The organism is Burkholderia sp. Bp9140, assembly GCF_003853425.1.
In the GTDB taxonomy this organism is placed as follows: Bacteria; Pseudomonadota; Gammaproteobacteria; order Burkholderiales; family Burkholderiaceae; genus Burkholderia.
Genome location: NZ_QTPQ01000008.1, coordinates 52732 through 68994, shown reverse-complemented (window position 1 = coordinate 68994; position 16263 = coordinate 52732). Strand labels below are relative to the sequence as shown.

Annotated in this window: 14 protein-coding genes and 1 pseudogene; 5 read left to right on the top strand and 10 right to left on the bottom strand. The window is 68.5% G+C overall.

Going from position 1 to position 16263, the window contains the following annotated elements:
* Positions 1 to 5 precede the first annotated feature (5 nt).
* From DIE21_RS09035 to DIE21_RS09000, 8 genes are all read right to left on the bottom strand, one after another.
* On the bottom strand, positions 6 to 1799 hold the full coding sequence (locus DIE21_RS09035) for a hypothetical protein (protein ID WP_124497367.1): 1794 nt from the start codon (positions 1797 to 1799) through the stop codon (positions 6 to 8).
* A gap of 58 nt (positions 1800 to 1857) precedes the next feature.
* Positions 1858 to 3330: a S8 family serine peptidase gene (locus tag DIE21_RS09030; protein WP_124497366.1), complete on the bottom strand. Its 1473-nt coding sequence runs from the start codon at positions 3328 to 3330 to the stop codon at positions 1858 to 1860.
* On the bottom strand, positions 3327 to 4148 hold the full coding sequence (locus DIE21_RS09025) for a hypothetical protein (RefSeq protein WP_124497365.1): 822 nt from the start codon (positions 4146 to 4148) through the stop codon (positions 3327 to 3329). The genes DIE21_RS09030 and DIE21_RS09025 overlap by 4 nt, the downstream gene beginning before the upstream one ends.
* Positions 4145 to 4408, bottom strand: a complete 264-nt coding sequence (locus DIE21_RS09020) for a hypothetical protein (RefSeq protein ID WP_124497364.1) — start codon at positions 4406 to 4408, stop codon at positions 4145 to 4147. Before DIE21_RS09020 ends, DIE21_RS09025 begins: the two co-directional genes overlap by 4 nt.
* A complete protein-coding gene (locus DIE21_RS09015) occupies positions 4405 to 5409 on the bottom strand; it encodes a hypothetical protein (RefSeq protein ID WP_124497363.1) in 1005 nt (334 codons plus the stop codon). The genes DIE21_RS09020 and DIE21_RS09015 overlap by 4 nt, the downstream gene beginning before the upstream one ends.
* Before the next feature lie 151 nt (positions 5410 to 5560).
* The gene (locus DIE21_RS09010) at positions 5561 to 9358 is read right to left on the bottom strand and encodes an N-acetylmuramoyl-L-alanine amidase (protein WP_260432360.1); all 3798 of its coding nucleotides are present in this window, start codon (positions 9356 to 9358) and stop codon (positions 5561 to 5563) included.
* A 9-nt stretch (positions 9359 to 9367) separates the two neighbouring features.
* Positions 9368 to 9766 (bottom strand): DUF3467 domain-containing protein, encoded by a 399-nt coding sequence (locus DIE21_RS09005; RefSeq protein ID WP_124497362.1) that lies wholly within the window; start codon positions 9764 to 9766, stop codon positions 9368 to 9370.
* 162 nt (positions 9767 to 9928) lie between these two features.
* Positions 9929 to 10891 carry a sigma-54-dependent Fis family transcriptional regulator gene (locus DIE21_RS09000; RefSeq protein ID WP_124497361.1) on the bottom strand — a complete coding sequence of 321 codons (963 nt, stop codon included), beginning with the start codon at positions 10889 to 10891 and terminating at the stop codon, positions 9929 to 9931.
* A 543-nt stretch (positions 10892 to 11434) separates the two neighbouring features.
* Here DIE21_RS09000 and DIE21_RS08990 point away from each other — a divergent pair.
* Together DIE21_RS08990 and DIE21_RS08985 are read left to right on the top strand one after the other, a co-directional pair.
* A pseudogene (locus DIE21_RS08990) lies at positions 11435 to 12055 on the top strand (DUF2252 family protein).
* Between the two features lie 47 nt (positions 12056 to 12102).
* Positions 12103 to 12555: a potassium channel family protein gene (locus DIE21_RS08985; protein ID WP_124497360.1), complete on the top strand. Its 453-nt coding sequence runs from the start codon at positions 12103 to 12105 to the stop codon at positions 12553 to 12555.
* Here the strand turns inward: DIE21_RS08985 and DIE21_RS38125 are convergent.
* Together DIE21_RS38125 and DIE21_RS38250 are read right to left on the bottom strand one after the other, a co-directional pair.
* On the bottom strand, positions 12516 to 12932 hold the full coding sequence (locus DIE21_RS38125) for a hypothetical protein (protein ID WP_124497359.1): 417 nt from the start codon (positions 12930 to 12932) through the stop codon (positions 12516 to 12518). The genes DIE21_RS08985 and DIE21_RS38125 overlap by 40 nt on opposite strands.
* A 91-nt stretch (positions 12933 to 13023) precedes the next feature.
* Complete coding sequence (locus DIE21_RS38250; protein WP_124497358.1) at positions 13024 to 13161, bottom strand: hypothetical protein; 138 nt, start codon at positions 13159 to 13161, stop codon at positions 13024 to 13026.
* Between the two features lie 180 nt (positions 13162 to 13341).
* Between DIE21_RS38250 and DIE21_RS08970 the strand changes: the two genes are divergently transcribed.
* Genes DIE21_RS08970 through DIE21_RS08960 form a run of 3 tightly spaced genes read left to right on the top strand, consistent with a single transcriptional unit; the run spans position 13342 to position 16257 of the window.
* Positions 13342 to 14994 (top strand): cbb3-type cytochrome c oxidase subunit I, encoded by a 1653-nt coding sequence (locus tag DIE21_RS08970; protein ID WP_124497357.1) that lies wholly within the window; start codon positions 13342 to 13344, stop codon positions 14992 to 14994.
* The gene (locus tag DIE21_RS08965) at positions 14991 to 15599 is read left to right on the top strand and encodes a cbb3-type cytochrome c oxidase subunit II (RefSeq protein ID WP_124497356.1); all 609 of its coding nucleotides are present in this window, start codon (positions 14991 to 14993) and stop codon (positions 15597 to 15599) included. The genes DIE21_RS08970 and DIE21_RS08965 overlap by 4 nt, the downstream gene beginning before the upstream one ends.
* Positions 15600 to 15651: 52 nt before the next feature.
* On the top strand, positions 15652 to 16257 hold the full coding sequence (locus DIE21_RS08960; protein WP_124497355.1) for a cytochrome c: 606 nt from the start codon (positions 15652 to 15654) through the stop codon (positions 16255 to 16257).
* Positions 16258 to 16263: the final 6 nt, after the last annotated feature.

Sequence of the window (16263 nt, the reverse complement as noted above, 5' to 3'; positions counted from 1 at the left end):
CCGGTTCAGTGCGGGCGGTTCGAGTAGTAGCTCGCGCCGTTGTGCGTGCCGACGCCGTAGCCCGCCTTCACCGGCACGCCCGCGCCGAGGCCGATGCCGGCGCCGATATCGCCGACGCCGTCCAGCATCTCGCGCGCCATCGCCGGGATCGGCACCGGCTTCGACGTCATCTGCGGCGCCTCGCGCGGCTGCGAGAACTGCTCGATCTGCGTATCAGTGGTCGCGGTATCGGCCAGCCACAGCTCGCACGCGTTGACCAGGTCGTAGTCGGTGGGGTCGACCGTCGACTTGTGGTTCGACGAGACGTCCGGATTGGCGATCTGGTCGATGCTGAGCAGCGGGCCGGTCGCCTTGTTGACGCGATCGACGTTGTTGGCCAGCCACGCGGTGATGATCGTGCCGCAGGTCGCCAGCGTGCGATAGCGCGAGCTGGTGCGCGCGCCGCCCAGATCGTAGGTCGCGACCTGGTCGATCACCTGCCACATGTCCTTGGCGCCGTAGCAGCCGCGGATCTCGGGATCCTGCAGCAGATCGATCATGAACTTGACCTGCGACTGGATCTCGCGCGCGGCGTAATGCGCCATCCCGTAGCCGTGCAACGACAGGTTGCCGGCGAGATCGCGGGCGGCCTTGCGCACCTGCTGGTGGTTGATCGGGTTCGGCACGCTCGCGCGCAGCAGCGAGTCGACTTCGGTCTGGCGCACGAACGACGAGACGGACGACACGAAGCGGATCCACAGATCGTTGAACTCGCGGTTGCCCGCGGTATTCGGATCGCCGCCCGGCACGCCGAGCGTGATGGCCGCGAAGTTCTTGCGCTCCTGCTCGGAGATGCGGTTCGGCGTCTCGCGCCAGTAGCGATAGAGCAGCTTGCCGGCATTGCCGGGGCCGATCGGCAGCGTGCCGTGCTGGAACTGCTCGACGATGCGGTCGACGACCTGGAACACCTTGAGCTCGTCGAACATCGCGGCGACGATCATCGGGCCCATCACGCGCACGTTGTCGGCCACGATGTTCGCATCCTCCAGATCCTCGAGGTTCGGCAGGTCGATGCCGAGATCGGCGATCGCGTCCTCGCCGCCGATGTTCTGGACGGTGTTGAGCTCCTCGTTGATGCGGCGGCGCAACTGCGGCTCGTCGGCCTGGATCTTGCGGGCCTGCAGGCCGCGCATCACGCGCGCGAATTCGATGGTGACCACGCCCGGCTTCTCGCCGCCGCGGCCGTCGGGATCGCCCTCGATGCACAGCAGCGCCAGCACCCGCTGCGCGAGCGCCCCGTACGAATTGGCTTCGCCCACCGCCGCGAAGAACTGGCGGGTAAAGGCGTTCATCAGCCCGCTGCCGTCGTCCGGCACGGTCCTGCCGTCCACGACCTTCACGGGGGGCGGCGTGGCCCCGTCGACCGCGAGGATGCCCAGCACCAGCGCGACGAGCGTGATCGACACGGCCTCGGTGTCCGCGCCGTTCGCGCCATTGGCGCCGCCCGCGTCGTCCGCGTCGAACACCAGCTGGCCGTTCAGCTCGGAGAGCAACGGCGGGTCGATCAGCGACTTGCTGGCGAGCAGTTCGCGGGTGGCGACGAACAGCGGATCGCAAACCTCCGCGACGCCGTCGGACGGCTTCTTGTCGTAGACGACTGCGAGGATGGCCTTGCACAACGCGAGCTGCTCCCGCTCGGCGGCGACCGGCGGCCGCTTCAGCGACTCGAGCCGGTTGACGATATCGACCAGCCCGTCGCGTGCCCGGGTCTCGAGGTCGACGAGGTCGAGGAAGCGGACTTGATGATTGACTTGAAACATTTAACTTCTCCTTGAAATCCGGTCGGTTCGGAGGAATGAACGGGATCCGGCGCGCAAGTCAGCCGTCGTCGGCACTGCCTTCCTTGCCCGTGCAACCGTCGTCGCCCGCCGCGTCGTAGGCATCGATGCGGCCGGCCAGCGCGCGCAGCGCCGCCGCCGCGTCGAGCATGCCGGCGCCGCAGCCGTCGGCCGCGCCGGGCGCAAACGGACGCGCGGTGGCGACGAGCAGATCGCGCACCGTCGCGCCGTCGAGCGGATAGGCGCGGCGCTGCGCGTACGCGACGAGCAGCGCCGCGGCGCCCGCGACGAACGGCGCGGCGAAGCTGGTGCCGGTCGCCAGTTGATAGGCCTCGATCGCGCTCGTCAGCACCCGTTCGCCCGGTGCGCAAAGCGCGACATGCGGGCCGCGCGTCGAGAACGCGGTCGGCCGCTCGTCGTCGCCCACGGCGCCGACCGCGATCACCTGCGGGTAGGCAGCGGGCCAGTAGCGGGTCACGCTGCCGTTGTTGCCGCTCGCGGCAACCAGGATGCAGCCGCGCGCGGCGGCATACGCGATCGTGTCGGCATGCGGTTTCGGGCGGTTGGCGGCGATCGTCGCATCGTCGGTGCCGAAGCTCATGTTGATGATCTTGGCGCCGAGATCGACCGCGAGCTTGAGCGCGCGATCGAGGTCGGCGATCGCGCCGAGTCCGACCGCATGCGCCTTGCCCGGCAAGCGGGCGGCCGCCAGCGCGCGCATCGGCAGGATGCGGCAGTCGCCGCCGAGTCCGCGCGGCATCGCCACGCCCTCGGCGGCGATGATGCCCGCGCAGCCCATGCCGTGACCGACGAAGCGGTCCTCGGGAAAATCGCCGCGATGGCCATGCCCGCTCAGCAGTTGCACGCCGGGCGACAAGTCGCCGGGCTCCAGCCGCACGGTGTCGGCGCCCGTGCGGAACGCATGGGCGAATTCGGGATGCCGGCGGGCGATGCCGCTGTCGATGAGACCGACCGTGACACCGCTGTCGCCGCGCTCGATCGCATGCGCGTCGGCCATGCGCACCAGCGCGCGCGCATCCTGCGCGAACCGCGCGGCCGGCGGCACGGGCGCCAGCCGGCCCGGCGCGTCCATCGGGACCATCGCGACGTAGTTGGGCGTCACGCTTTCCACGGTCGCGAGCTGGGCGAGCGCGTCGCACAGCTCGCCGATCGCCGTGCCGGCCGGCACGCGCAGCAGCAGCGTGCGGGCCATGCCCGTCGCTTGCTCGATCGCGTCGTATCCGCGGTGCGCGTGCCCGGGCACCCAGCGCCCGGCCACCGCGCTGAACGGGCGCACCGCGAGAAAGCGGCCGGCGAACGCAACCACGATGCGGTCGACCGGACCGCCGTCGATGCGTTGCGCGGCGGCCAGCGCGCCGCGCGTCACGTCGCGGATCGACGGCACGTCCTCGGGCGCTTCGCCGAGCGCCAGCTTCACGAGCAGGCTGGTCGGCAGGCTGAACTGCCGCTCGCCGGGCGATGCCCAGGGCGTGCCGAGTGCGCAGATCGTCATGGTCGCGCCTCCTCCTGGCCGGGAATGGCGGCCAGGGTCATCGGCCTGGCGGCGGATGCCGCCGGCGGCGCGAATGCGCTCAGGTCGAACGCCATCGCGGCCGCATGCCGGCTCGTCGGCGAGACGGCGAGTTCGCCGGCCCACTGGTCGCGGCCGGGCGCGAGCAGCAGCTCGCCGTCCGCCGATTGCAGCACGGCGACCGGGCGATTGCCGATCCGCACCAGCGGCGCGTGCGCGCCATTGACGAGGTTGCGCCCGATCACGCGCAGCAGCGGCCCCGCATCGGGCTGCGCATCGGCGGCGGGCGCCACGGGCTCGACCCGCTCGACGCTCGGCGCGGACGCCCGGTCGAGCGCCCGGCGCAGCCGGTCCACGGACAGATTGGTGACGCGGCCGATCGCATGCACCATGTCGCGCTGCTCGGCCTGCTGAAATTGCCTGACGGTGCGCACGCCGGCCCATTCCAGCCGCTTGCGGTCCTCGGGCGAGAGTTCGTCGCCCAGCGCGTCGAGCGGCTGGTCCTTGCTGTCCTCGGACAGCGCGATCGCGTTCTCCTCGATCGCCGGCCGCGTGATGGTCGTGAAGACCAGATGGAAGGTGCTGCTGTCGGTGTCGCCCGGGCCGGCCGGACGAATCCAGACCTCGCTTTCGACGAACTCGACATGGGCGCGCAGATCGAGGTTGACGTCCTTGATCGCGAAGGTCAGCGGCAGGTTGAGGTTGCGCGCCTTGATCGCCATCGCCGCCTGCGCGTTGTCGAGCTGGCTCTGCACGGCCTGAATGAAATCCTCGAGACGCAGGCTGGCGTTGCTGTTCATTGCCCCGCTCCATCGATCGGCACGGCTTCGAGGACGATCGCGAGCCGCGCCGGCTCCGGATCGAAGGCCGTGCGCGTCAGGAACTGCGGCAGGTCGCCGACCAGTTCGATGCCGCCGGCGCCGCGCGCGATGCGCAGGTCGAGCGGCAGTTCCATGACCACCGAGCGCACCCGCAGCCCCTGCGCCGCACCCGCGGTCAGCTGTTCGGCAATGTCGGCGAACGCGCCCAGCGTCTCGCCCAGCGGCCGCGGCGCAATCATGCCGGTTCTCCTCGGGAGGATGCGGGCGCCGCCGAAGCGGCGGGCGCGGCCGGTGCAGCAGGCGCCGCCGGCACGGTGGCAGGCGCAGGCGTCGCGGCTGGCGTGGGCGTGGGCGCGGACGCCGCCACCGGCGCCACAGGCTGGGCAGCCGCCGCCGGTGGCGCGATCCGCGCCGCCGGCCGGCTGTGCCGCTCCAGCAGATTGCGCGACGCCTCGTCGACGAAACGGTCGAGCGGCAGCGTCTCCGACGCGAAATTGATGCTCACCTTCCCGGTCAACGTCGCCTTGAGATCGGTGTCGGTCTGCGCATTGACCGCGACGGTGGAGACCGTGGTGACCACGTCGCCCGACGTGCCCCGTCCGCCCCAGGTCGTCTGTCCCGACGACGGATCGTTCGACGTCGCATACTGCACGGCGGCCCGGTCGCGCGCCTTGGCCTGGAAATTGAGGCTGGCGGCGATCGTGCCGTCCTTGACCACGACCCGCTGCATGCCCAGCAGCACCATCGTCGACAGCGTCGACAACCGATGCTGCGCGACGCGCTCGCGGGCGCGGGGCAGCACCACCGATTCGAGCGTCTGGGCGTCGAACGCGCCGTCGGCGGCACCGAAATCGGCGAGCCACGCGGGCGCGGGTGCCGCGTCGTCGTCGCCGGGCCGCACCACCGGCGCGAGGCGGTATTCGCCGCCGTCCTGCACCAGCGTCACGTCGTGCGGATACTGCTCGACCAGCCACGCGCGCGCCTGCCCGTCGGTCACGTTCTCCTGCGTGAACTGGTCCAGCGGCTTGGCCACCGCGCCGACCAGGTCGGCGAAACTCTCCACCTGCTTGATCGAGCTGTCGACGATCGCGTCGTACGTGCCATGCACGAGGCTCGCGACGAAGGTCGGAAAGTCGATCGCGTCGGCCAGCGCCGCCGCCCGCCGGCCGATGGCGTCCGTCGCCTTCTCCTTGGGAGGCGCCGATCCACCCGGGCCGCCGGCCGGCGCCGCTTGCGGCAACGCGCCGTCCTGCCTGGCCGGGTCGCCCGATCCGGCGCCGTCGACGATCTCGCGGCCGAACGCGTCGCGAGCCAGTGCCACCGCGGGCGCGATCGCGCCGCGGGGTGGCGGAGGGGGAATGTGGCGAGCCATCGCGCGTGTCCCTCGGGGATCAGGCAGGTTGCGGTTCGCGCGCCGCGGGCTGCGTGGCGCTTGCCGGCAGCGGCGGCGCGCCGTCGGCGCCGTGCACGGTCTGGAAGCGGCCGTCGCCGTTCAGCGTCACCTCCGTCACGCCGAGCTGATCCTCCTCGCCGGCATGCCGGAACGTGGTGGTGATGCGCAGCGTGATGCTCGCCCGTTCGGGCGTGCCGGCACCACGGCCGATATCCGCACGGACGAACGCGGTCCAGCCGTCGAGCATCTGCCCCTGGCCGGGGACGATCGTCACGTCGCCGACCGCGCCGCCCTGCCACGCCCAGTCGATCGACACCGGCGCCGACGTGCGGCCGCTCGGCCCTTCGATGTACGGCCAGTCGTCGAGCGTGATGTGCTGACCGGGCATGCGCGGCTGCCCTGCGCCGCCCGCCAGCGCATTGGCGGGCTGGACCAGCCCGGCCAGCTGCGCGAGATCGTAGCTGCGCCCGTCGCGGCGCTCGGTGCGCCGGGTCAGGCTCACGCCGAAGCCGAATGCGTCGCCCGCGGCCGGCGGCTCGGCGCCGAGCGCGTAGCCTGCGCCCGCCGCGCTGCCGCGATTGATCAGGTGACCGAACGTGCCGCCCGAATGCATGAGCTGGATCACGCCGATGCCGGCCGCCGCCTCGTATTCCGACACGAAATCCTCGTAGGTCATGATGTAGCGGCTGCCGGTCGCGTGGGTCGGCGGCAGCGTACGCGCGCCGGGATGGCCCGGCGTGCCGACCACGCGGTCCAGCGGATCGGTGATCCGCACGAAATACGCGTCGCCGCTGCGATACATGCCCGTCACCACCACCGCGTGGAAGAAGTTGACCGGCGCGCGCACGACTTCGGCGACCCAGACCGGCCCGTTCGCCTCCAGCAGCCGCCGGAAGCCTTCGGGCGCGAAGCACGCATTGGGTTCGACCGTGAGGGTCGACGCACCGGCGAACCCCGCCACCTCGGCCGGCGCCAGGCCGTCCCGCATCTGGCGCTCGAGGCTGATGCAGCGCGCCAGCAGCGCCGGATCGACGCTCTGGTTGTCGCGCCAGCCGAGCACCATCGACGCGGCCGTCGCCCAGCAGCCCATGTCGGTCGGCTGCGGGGTCATCTGCACCTCGTCCCAGTTCACCGTCCAGTCGTCGGCGCCCAGCGCGCGCGCGGCGCCCGGGGCGACCGACAGCGCCTGGCTCATGCCGAAGAAGCCGCGGCTCGGGATCGGCGCCTTCAGATGGCCGACATACGCGAGCGTTCCCGCGGCCATCGTGCCGGTCGACAGGCTGGCGAGATCGCCCGGCGGCACCCAGTGCGGCGGCACGCTGACGATCGGCCTGCCCGCATCCTGGAACGACTGGACGACCAGTTGCGAGCAGAAGAAGTTGTCGGTGTCCGCGCCCTCGCCGAGCTCGATGCGGCCGACGAACCGGCGGCAGCGCTCCGCCGCGTCGCCCGACAGCAGGTCGCACGCGCGGCGGTCGATCAGGTAGCTGCCGCAGCGGACCAGCCCGACATAGTTGAAGCCGCGATCGAGGTAGCGCGCGGCGGCATCGGCGACCTGCCGCTGCTGCGTATCGGTCAGGCCCGGCACCCGAAACGCGACCGCGAGGCGCGCGTCGGCCAGCGCATCCGCGAGCGGGCGCAGCTGGACCCCGCCGGGAATGGCCTCGATCACCTGCCCGCCCTGGCCGACGTAGAGCATCGCGTGGCTGACCTCGGCGCCGGAGCCGGCGCGAATGACGCCGGAGCCGGGATTGCCGGTGGTGCTGAGAATGATGTCGCCGATCTCCAGTGCGTCGGTGCCGATCGACAGGCCGCCGACGCCGGGATCGAGCGGAATGTCGTCGCCGAAGCCGCGCGCGGCGAACCCCAGCGCCTGGCCGGCCGCCTGCGGCTGGCAGGTGCGGCTGGTGACGAGCCGCATGTAGTAGTCCCAGTCCCAGTTGCCGTCGGGGCACGCGGTATGGCCGGTCGAGGTATCGGCCTCGCGATGGCCCATGATCGTCGTGCGATTGATCGGCAGCTGATACTTGTCGCACAGCGACGCGACCAGCGCCGCCGAGGTTTCGTACTGGAGCTGGGTCGGCGCCAGCGCGTCGAAATGCTGGACGGTGCCGTTGCGACGCGGGTAGTCGGCGCCGCCACGCTTCACCGCGATATGTTCGATGCCGATGCTGCGCTGGTTCGAGCCCTTGCAATGCCACGCCGTGTCGGCCTCGGAAACGAACTGGACGACTTCGCCCGCCTGCCCGACCAGGTAATGCGAACTCACCTTGGACGTGGCATTGGTGAAGGTATTCACCACCTGCTGGACGGTGGGCACGTCGGCGATGTGGATGATGATGCGGTCGATCGACTTGCTGCCGCGCCCCTCGTCGAAATTCGGGCTGGCCGCGGTGCGCGTGACGAGACTGTTCTCGCGCGCCCCCAGCGCCAGCGCGCTGGCGGTCGCGGGCGGTTCGGCGGCCGTATCGTCGTCGCTGTACGGCGGCGTATCGATGCCGTACGCCTCCGGGTCGTCGCTCAGGCCGCGCGACCACGCGAGCGCCGACGCGGTGGCGATCGTGCCCGACGCGGCGCGCGAGACGCCGACGAAGAGGCTCACCGGGCTGCCGACGCTCACGCCGGCCGACAGCGTGACGCCGACGAATTCGCCGCGGGCGTTGAACAGCGCCGAGATGCCGCCGGCCGGGCTTTCGCCGATCATCACGCCTGCCGTCGTGCCGGCGCCCGAGAAATCGTCGATATGGCCGCGCAGCAGGCTGATCTGGCCGGTGAGGCTTGCCGACACGATGTAGCCGAAGTCGAGTTCGCCCGACACGAAGACGCCGATGTCGTCGCCATTGGCGTCGAAGATGAGGCCGACCGCGCCCGCGCCTCCGGTTTCCAGCCCGGCCCCCGCACCCGCGCCGATCGACACCGACAGGCCGTTGCGCATCGCGACCGGCAGCAGCAGCAGCAGCGACGCGGTGGCCGGATTCGCGCCCAGCATCGCGCGCAGCGCGGCCCGCTCGACGGTCGACAGCTTGCGCGGCCGCGGCCAGGTAAAGCCGCGGCGCTCGCCGGCGATGCGGAACTCGGCATCGTCGCCCATCCCCTGCGAGACGGGCGCCGGTGCGACGGCGGGCCCCGGGCGCGCGGCCGGCACCGGTGCCAGCGCGGGCGGCGTCGCCGCGACCGGCGGTGCTGCGACCGGCGTTGCGGCATTGAGCGGCGGAAGCGGACCGAAGCCGTCGTCGTAATGGACGTCGTGGCGCGGCGCGGCGGGCTCGACGGCCGGCTGCGGCGTGCCGGTGCCGGCGCCTGGCGCGGCGGGCGCCGGCACTGCGGTGGCGCCCGGCCGGGTGCCGTCGCCCGCCCAGTTCAACAGCGGGCTCCTGACGGCGGCGGTGCCTCGCGTCGGGAACACGCGAACCCTGCGCAATCCCCGGTCGCTGAGCCCCGACAGCGACACGTACGGGCTGTCGGCGTTCGGCAGGACGTCGACCGTCCACGCATCGGCATCGGGCGACGCGGCGGTGGCGAGACCAAACCACAGCCGGCCCTGGCCCGCGAAGCGCGCCAGCACCGCCGGCGGCACCATGAACACCGCTTCGCCGCGCGGGATCGCCAGCAGGCCGTCCTCGCGACTGGTATAGAACGTCGACGACGTGCGCCCTTCCTTGCGCATGAACAGCGCGGGATCGGTGGCGATCACCAGTTCCGCGACGCACGGCGCGTGGCCGACGCGAATCGTGAAGCCCAGCATCGGGAAACGGTCGGTCAGGACCATGCGGTTGGGATGGAGTTGCGCTGCCATGTCGTGTCCTCAGCTCTGGTTTTGATCGGGCTCGTCGCGACGGCCGCCGAGCATCGGCTTGCTGCGCGCATCGATCGCGCGCCGTTCGAATTCCTGCGGGGGAAGAATCGCCAGATCCGGTTCCGGGTCGCCGATGTCGGGGATTGCGTGGTGTGTCGCCTCGAACTGGGCGATCGCGCGCGCCAGCAGTTGCGCCAGCAGCTTGGCGTGCACCGGGCTGATCGCGACGCGGCTCATCAACTGGACGTTGCCGGACTGCGGCTCGACCTGCCCGGCATCGATCAGGAATTCGAACGCGTTATGCCCGACCTCGAAATAGTTCGCGTAACTGGCGAGCAGCGGCCGTGGCTGGCCGGCCGGCTGGGCCGGGTCCGGCGGGGCGTCCTGAAGTGGCTCGATGACGTGCACGACGGCCTCCTTGCATGGCGACGGGCGGTCTGTCCGTTCGTCTTCGCAAGGAGCGGGCCAACCTGCGCGTGCCGACGCAAGCGCATGATTTGCCGTGGAATTTCCCGGCCGGGGCGGAATGCGCGAACGCTGCCGGGCTGTACCATGTGACAGCCGGGGCTGTTACACCGATGCAGTGTTGCCGGCATCCAGGTTGTACTTGGCCAGCTTGCGGTACAGCGTCATGCGCGACCAGTTCATCTGGCGCGCCGCTTCCATCTTGTTCCAGTTGGTTTCGCGCAGTACCGAGACCAGCCGTTCGCGCTCCTGTTCGCCGGCGGAAAAGTCCTGCAGGAACAGGCGGCGAAACGCCGGCGGCAGGTCGCCCAGCCCGAACGGGCGCCCTTCCGGCGCGTCGATGAACAACGCCTCGACCAGGTTGCGCAGCTCGCGCACGTTGCCCGGCCACCGGTAGTGCCGCATGCATTCGAGCAGCGCCGGATCGGGCCGCCCCACCCGCATCGCCCGCCGCTGGTTGTGTTCGGCGACGAAGTGATCGACGATCGACGCGATATCCTCCGGCCGTTCCCGCAGCGGCGGAATCTCGATGCGCGCGACGTTCAGGCGATAGAACAGGTCGGCGCGGAAACGGCGTTCGGCGACAAGCTCCTCCAGGCTTTCGTTGCTGGCCGCCACGATCCGGACATCGACCGGCCGCCGGCGCAGCGAGCCGACCGGCATCACCGTGCGGTCTTCGAGCAGGCGCAGCAGCTTGGCCTGGACGGCGGGCGGCATCTCGCTGACTTCGTCGAGGAACAGCGTGCCGCCGTCGGCCTCGACGAAGCGGCCGGGAAACGCGTGCTGGGCGCTGGTGAAGGCGCCGCGCTCATGGCCGAACATCTCGGATTCGAACAGGCTGTCGGGCACCGCGGCGCAGTTCACCGCGATGAACGGCTTGTCGGTCCGGGTGCTGAGGTGATGGACGGCGGTGGCGACGCGCTCCTTGCCGGTGCCGGTCTCGCCGGTCACGAGCACCGTCGTATCGGTCTGCGCGACCTTCGCCAGATAGCGGCGCAGGTCGGTCATCGCCGGGCTCGAGCCGTGCAGCCCGAGTGAGGTCGCGTAAATGCCGCCGGTCGTGCTCATGCGCGCGCCGTTCGGCTAGCAAACCGTTGACGGATGATGCGCAGCCCCGAATTTCATCGCCACTTCCCCCCCGCTGGATATTGAGGAACAAGACAACCATCCTCGATGGCGATTGTTGGCACGCGTTTAATTAGTACTGTGATGCGTGTTGAATGGACAGCTGCGTGTCACGGCACCGGCCGATAATCAGTGTAGTGTCAATATCGCGGTTCATACAACCTGCCGACAGCCAACGTTTGCGCACGTCATGCCGGCGCGCTGGCGCGCGGGTGAGCCGATCGACTCGGGGGCCACGCGAGCTCGGGTATGCCGATGAACAGGCTCGCGCGTTGCATGCATCGGGCGCTGTTTGACCGAGACTTTTTGCGCTGATCGACGCGCGGCTGCTCATCCGACCATCGAAGCGCTATACGATCACCACGCCTGGGTTGTCAGGCGTGGTCGCGAGGGTCAGCGCGACGCTCGCCGTGCCGTGTGTCGCAACCGGGCTGCCGCGGGTCGAAACGAGGCGGCAGGCGCTGGAGGAAGCCGCGCCGGTAACGAATGACGCGAAGGGGAAAGCGGTCACAACGGGCGGAAGTTCGGAGTGGTCGACGTGGCCATTTTGAGCATCATTCGACGCCGGCACCTGCGCAACCGGATGAGTATCGCCTGACGCTGCCCGGTGCGCAGCGCGCGCTGCTTGTCCGTTACGAGATGCTCGACATGGCGGTGCGCGTGATCGGCGTTGGGTCGGTCAGCACGCGCTGTTATGAGGCGCTCTTCATGGCCGATGGGAAGACCCCGCTCTTTTTGCAGGTCAAGGAGGCGCGCGCGTTCGTTCTGGAGGACTACCTGCCGGCGAACACATTTCCCGACCACGGCGAGCGGGTGGTCAGCTGACAGCACCTGCTACAGTCGGCGAGCAACATTTTCCTCGGCTGGTCCAGAGTTCGCTGCGCCGGCAACAATTTCTATGTCCGTCAATTGCGCGACATGAAAGCCGCGGTCTCCTTCAGAACTTTTGATGCGCAGCTTGCCGTCCGCAAAATGCGGGTCGGCTTCAAGTTCAGACATCTGCACCGCCTTGACGAAGCCAGGTCAACGACCTTGAGATCGGAGAAGATGCTTTCCTGCGTCACGGGAAGGCGATTTACCCACGCACCTTACGGAAAGAGAGTCTAGGCTCTCCTGACCAAAACTCAAAAAAAGAATCTTCCGAGGAGGGCCATATGGACAATTCCGGCGAAGACTCCACTACCTACGCACGCATCCAGCCACGCCATGCGATTGGCGAATTCGCAAGCGTGCTTTCACATCTGCGCGGGCTGCTGTTCATTCTGCTGACCGCATACATCGTGTTGTCGATCGTCATGTACTACGTCGGCGGGGCCGTTGATACCGCCACGCGAACACCGGCCACCCCGGGCCAGGTGGCCTATTTTTGCGCGATCACCGCGTTGACGATCGGGTACGGCGACGTGATACCTACCACCGATCTGGGCCGCTTCGTTGCGGTGTTGCTCGGGTTTCATGGTGTCCTGATCACCGGACTCGTGACGGCGGCAGCGGTCTATGGCGTTCAGGCGGCGGCGCACCGCGCAGGCATCCGGCCACGTCAGGCAGGCGGACCGCCACGTATCGCTCAGCGCGGCCCCGGCGCAACCGGCGGCCCGGCGCGGTAGCCGCCGCCGAGCGCCTTGGTCAGTGCGATAGCCTCGCTGATCTTCCGGCCATTGACGTTCAGTAGTGCGATCTGTTCGCCGATCAGGGGCTGTCGCGCTTCAATGGCCAGATAGCGGCTGGCAAGCCCCCGCTGGTAGCGGGCCTCGGCATTGTCCCGGGGGGAGGCTACCGCCTGCACCTTGCTTTGCTGCAGCCTTGCCTCGTTGTCGAGCGCCTCCGGACGCGTGCCGGTCATGGCGACGTCGCGCACCGCAATCCTGACGATGCGACCGTTCACCTCCTGGACGACGTCGATCGCATCGGCATGGACGTGGGCATCGTCGGTGCGCGGCGTGCGGTCGATCATCCAGATCACCAGCGCCGGCAGCACCGGCATGACAAGGACTAGCGCGATGGCAAGTCAGGTCTTGCTCTTTTCGTTGCCCGCGGTCGTCATGATGGTCAGCCAAGGGTGGTCAGATCAGCAGTCAGGTAACGACGGAGAAGATGGCGACCAGCGCGAGGTACGCAAGGGCCGGCGCGCCCAGCCAGTAGCCGGCCGCGACGCGTTGCAGTATCAGATGACAGACGATGGCAAGCACGACACCGGCGATGATGCCGAACATCCAGTCGGGATATTGCGAGAATGATTCGCGTTATCGAATCGACGTTACGCCCCCGAAAATTGCCCTATGCATTTCTCGGTGTTTGAAACTAGATTGGGTAGATTCAGAGTCGCTTGCGGTCTCTGTCTGCAACGGTTCGGCTGTATCGATCAGAAGACGATTGAATCTCGGGAGCGTTCCATGAGCACAGTCTCGATTCTGTTGTCGGCCTTCGTTGTGTCCACGATAGGTCTGATCACGTTTATCGTCAGCCTTCGCTATGGATGGCTGGACGGTTCGCAGAAGTCGGCCGAAGTAATATTCGCCTCCGGGGAAATCGGCCGCACCGAGGAGCCGTCGGCCACCGGCCAGCAGCGAGCGGCATTGCAGGCGGTCACGACGCCCACGGAAATGCCGGCGCCATCCGCCATACCCGATTCGGAAATGGTGGCACGGGCCGAGGCGGACCGCTCCACTTCCCTCGTGGTGTTCTTCTTCCTGTGCAGCGCGATGGTGTGGCTGCTGGTGGCGTCCCTGGGCGGGCTGACCGCTTCGCTCAAGCTGCATATGCCCGATGCATTGGCCTCGCAGGCTTGGCTGTCGTTCGGACGCATCCGCACCGTGCATCTGAACGCCGTGGCCTATGGCTGGGCGCCAATGGCCGGCCTCGGCATTGCGCTGTTCGTGCTGCCCCGGGTGCTGAAGACGCGCCTGGTGGGCGGCAACTACGCGATCCTGGGCGCCATGATGTGGAACGCCGGCGTGGTCGCCGGCCTCGGAAGCATTGCGGTGGGGATCACCGACGGCATGGAATGGCTCGAGATTCCCTGGCAGATCGGCATCGTTTTCGCTGTCGGTGGAGCGTTGATCGGGTTGCCGCTGGTACTGACGTTGCTGGCAAGCCGGGTCACCCATCTGTACGTGTCCGTCTGGTACATGGGATGCGCGCTGTTCTGGTTCCCGGTGCTGTATCTCGTTGCCAAGATCCCCTATGTGCATTTCGGAGTCGAGCAGGCCACCACGAACTGGTGGTTCGGGCACAGTGTGCTCGGCCTGTTCTACACGCCGCTCGCGCTGGCGTCGATCTATTACTTCCTGCCGAAGATCATCGGCCGGCCGATCCAGTCATACGGACTGTCGCTGCTCGGCTTCTGGACGCTTGCATTCCTGTACGGGCAGGTGGGCGGCCATCATCTGATCGGCGGGCCGGTGCCAGGCTGGATGGTCACGCTGTCGATCGTGCAGAGCGTGATGATGATCATCCCCGTCATTGCGTTCTCGGTGAACCTCCACCAAACCATGCGCGGCCACTTCCGCGCGCTGCTGCATTCGCCGACGCTGCGTTTCGTGACGCTGGGCGGGATGATGTACACGCTGAGTTCGCTCCAGGGTTCGTTCGAGGCCCTGCGCAGCGTCAACGCGATCACCCATTTCACGCACTACACGGTGGCGCATGCTCACCTTGGGCTCTACGCGTTCGTGAGCTTCGTCTTCTTCGGTTCGATCTATTTCATCGTGCCGCGCGTCACGCAGCGCGAGTGGCCTTACCCTGGTCTGATCGCGGCGCATTTCTGGTGTGTAGCGCTGGGCATCGCAATCTATTTCATCAGCCTGACCATTGCGGGAATGCTGCAGGGTCTGGCCATGCTCGACGCGTCGAAGCCATTTATCGATTCGGTCACGCTGACGGTGCCTTACCTTCGGGCGCGCTCGCTGGGCGGTGGGTTGATGGTGTTGGGGCATCTGTTCTTCATTGCCAACTTCATCTGCGTCATCCTTGGGCTGGGCCCCAATCGCGACAAGCCCGCGATGTTCGCGCTTGCCCGACTGGAAAAGGCGGGAGCCGATTCATGAGCAATATCACCTTGCTGATTGGCGCCGGCATGGTCATGCTGGCCCTGGCCACCAGCGCGCTGGTGGTGATGCCTTACATGCAGTTGCGGGACGTGAAGCCCGCCGCGGGGCTGAAGCCCTATACGTCGGCCGAACTCCGGGGCCGGCAGGTCTACATCAGCAACGGCTGCATCTACTGCCATTCGCAACAGCCGCGGGACCCATCCTTCGCCCCCGATGGCAAACGCGGATGGGGCCGGGCATCGGTTGCGGCCGATTACTACTACGATCATCCGCACCTGCTGGGCACCATGCGCACCGGGCCGGACCTTTTCAACATCGGCGCCCGCCAGCCCAGTGCGGACTGGCACCTCGGCCACCTGTACCAGCCGCGCGCCTATGTGCCGCAGAGCATCATGCCGAGCTATCCGTTCCTGTTCGACGTCAAGGACGCCGTCGACCCCGGGGAAAAGGCGCTGACGTTGCCGCCCGGCGCCGCGCCGCCGGGCAAGGTGGTGGTGGCAACGCCTGAAGCGCTCGACCTGGTTGCGTACCTGAAGGCGCTCGATCACACCTACTCCGCGCTTCCCACGGCCGGCGACGCCGCGGGCAAGCCGGCCCAGTAGTGCATTGCCAATAGCGCGCTGCCAGCGCTGCCGACTGCCGGGAACCCACGCCATGCCAGAGACACCCCCACCGATTCAGCCCTCCCGGCAGGAGCAGCGGGAGCTAGCGGACCCCCATGAAAGCCATACCCCGATTCCGCGAGCCGTTCTGGTACTCGTGGCCTTGCTGATCGTCTGGGGCTTCTACTACATTGCGCGGGCGCCGATCAACATTCCGGCCGAACTGGGCGACGGGCGCACCGTCGGCGCATTGGGCGGCAAGAAAGCCGCGAGCGGCGGCGCAGTGGATGGCGCGGCCGTGTTCTCGGCGAACTGCGCGGCCTGCCACCAGGGGACCGGGCTCGGGCTGCCCGGCGTGTTTCCGCCGCTGGCGGGCTCGGAGTGGGTCCAGGGAAAGCCGGAGACCGTGGCGGCGATCGTGCTGCATGGCATCACCGGCCAGCTGACGGTCAAGAGCAACACGTTCAATGGCGCCATGCCGCCGTTCGCGGCCCAGCTCAGCGATGCCGAAATTGCCGCCGTGCTCAGCTATGCGCGAAGCCAGTGGGGCAACAGCGCGCCACCGCTGACGGCGGAACTGGTCGGCCAGGTACGTGCCGCCACCAAGGACAAGGCGAGCCCCTTCGATGGCGACAAGGAGTTGAACGCGCTCAAGTAGTGACGA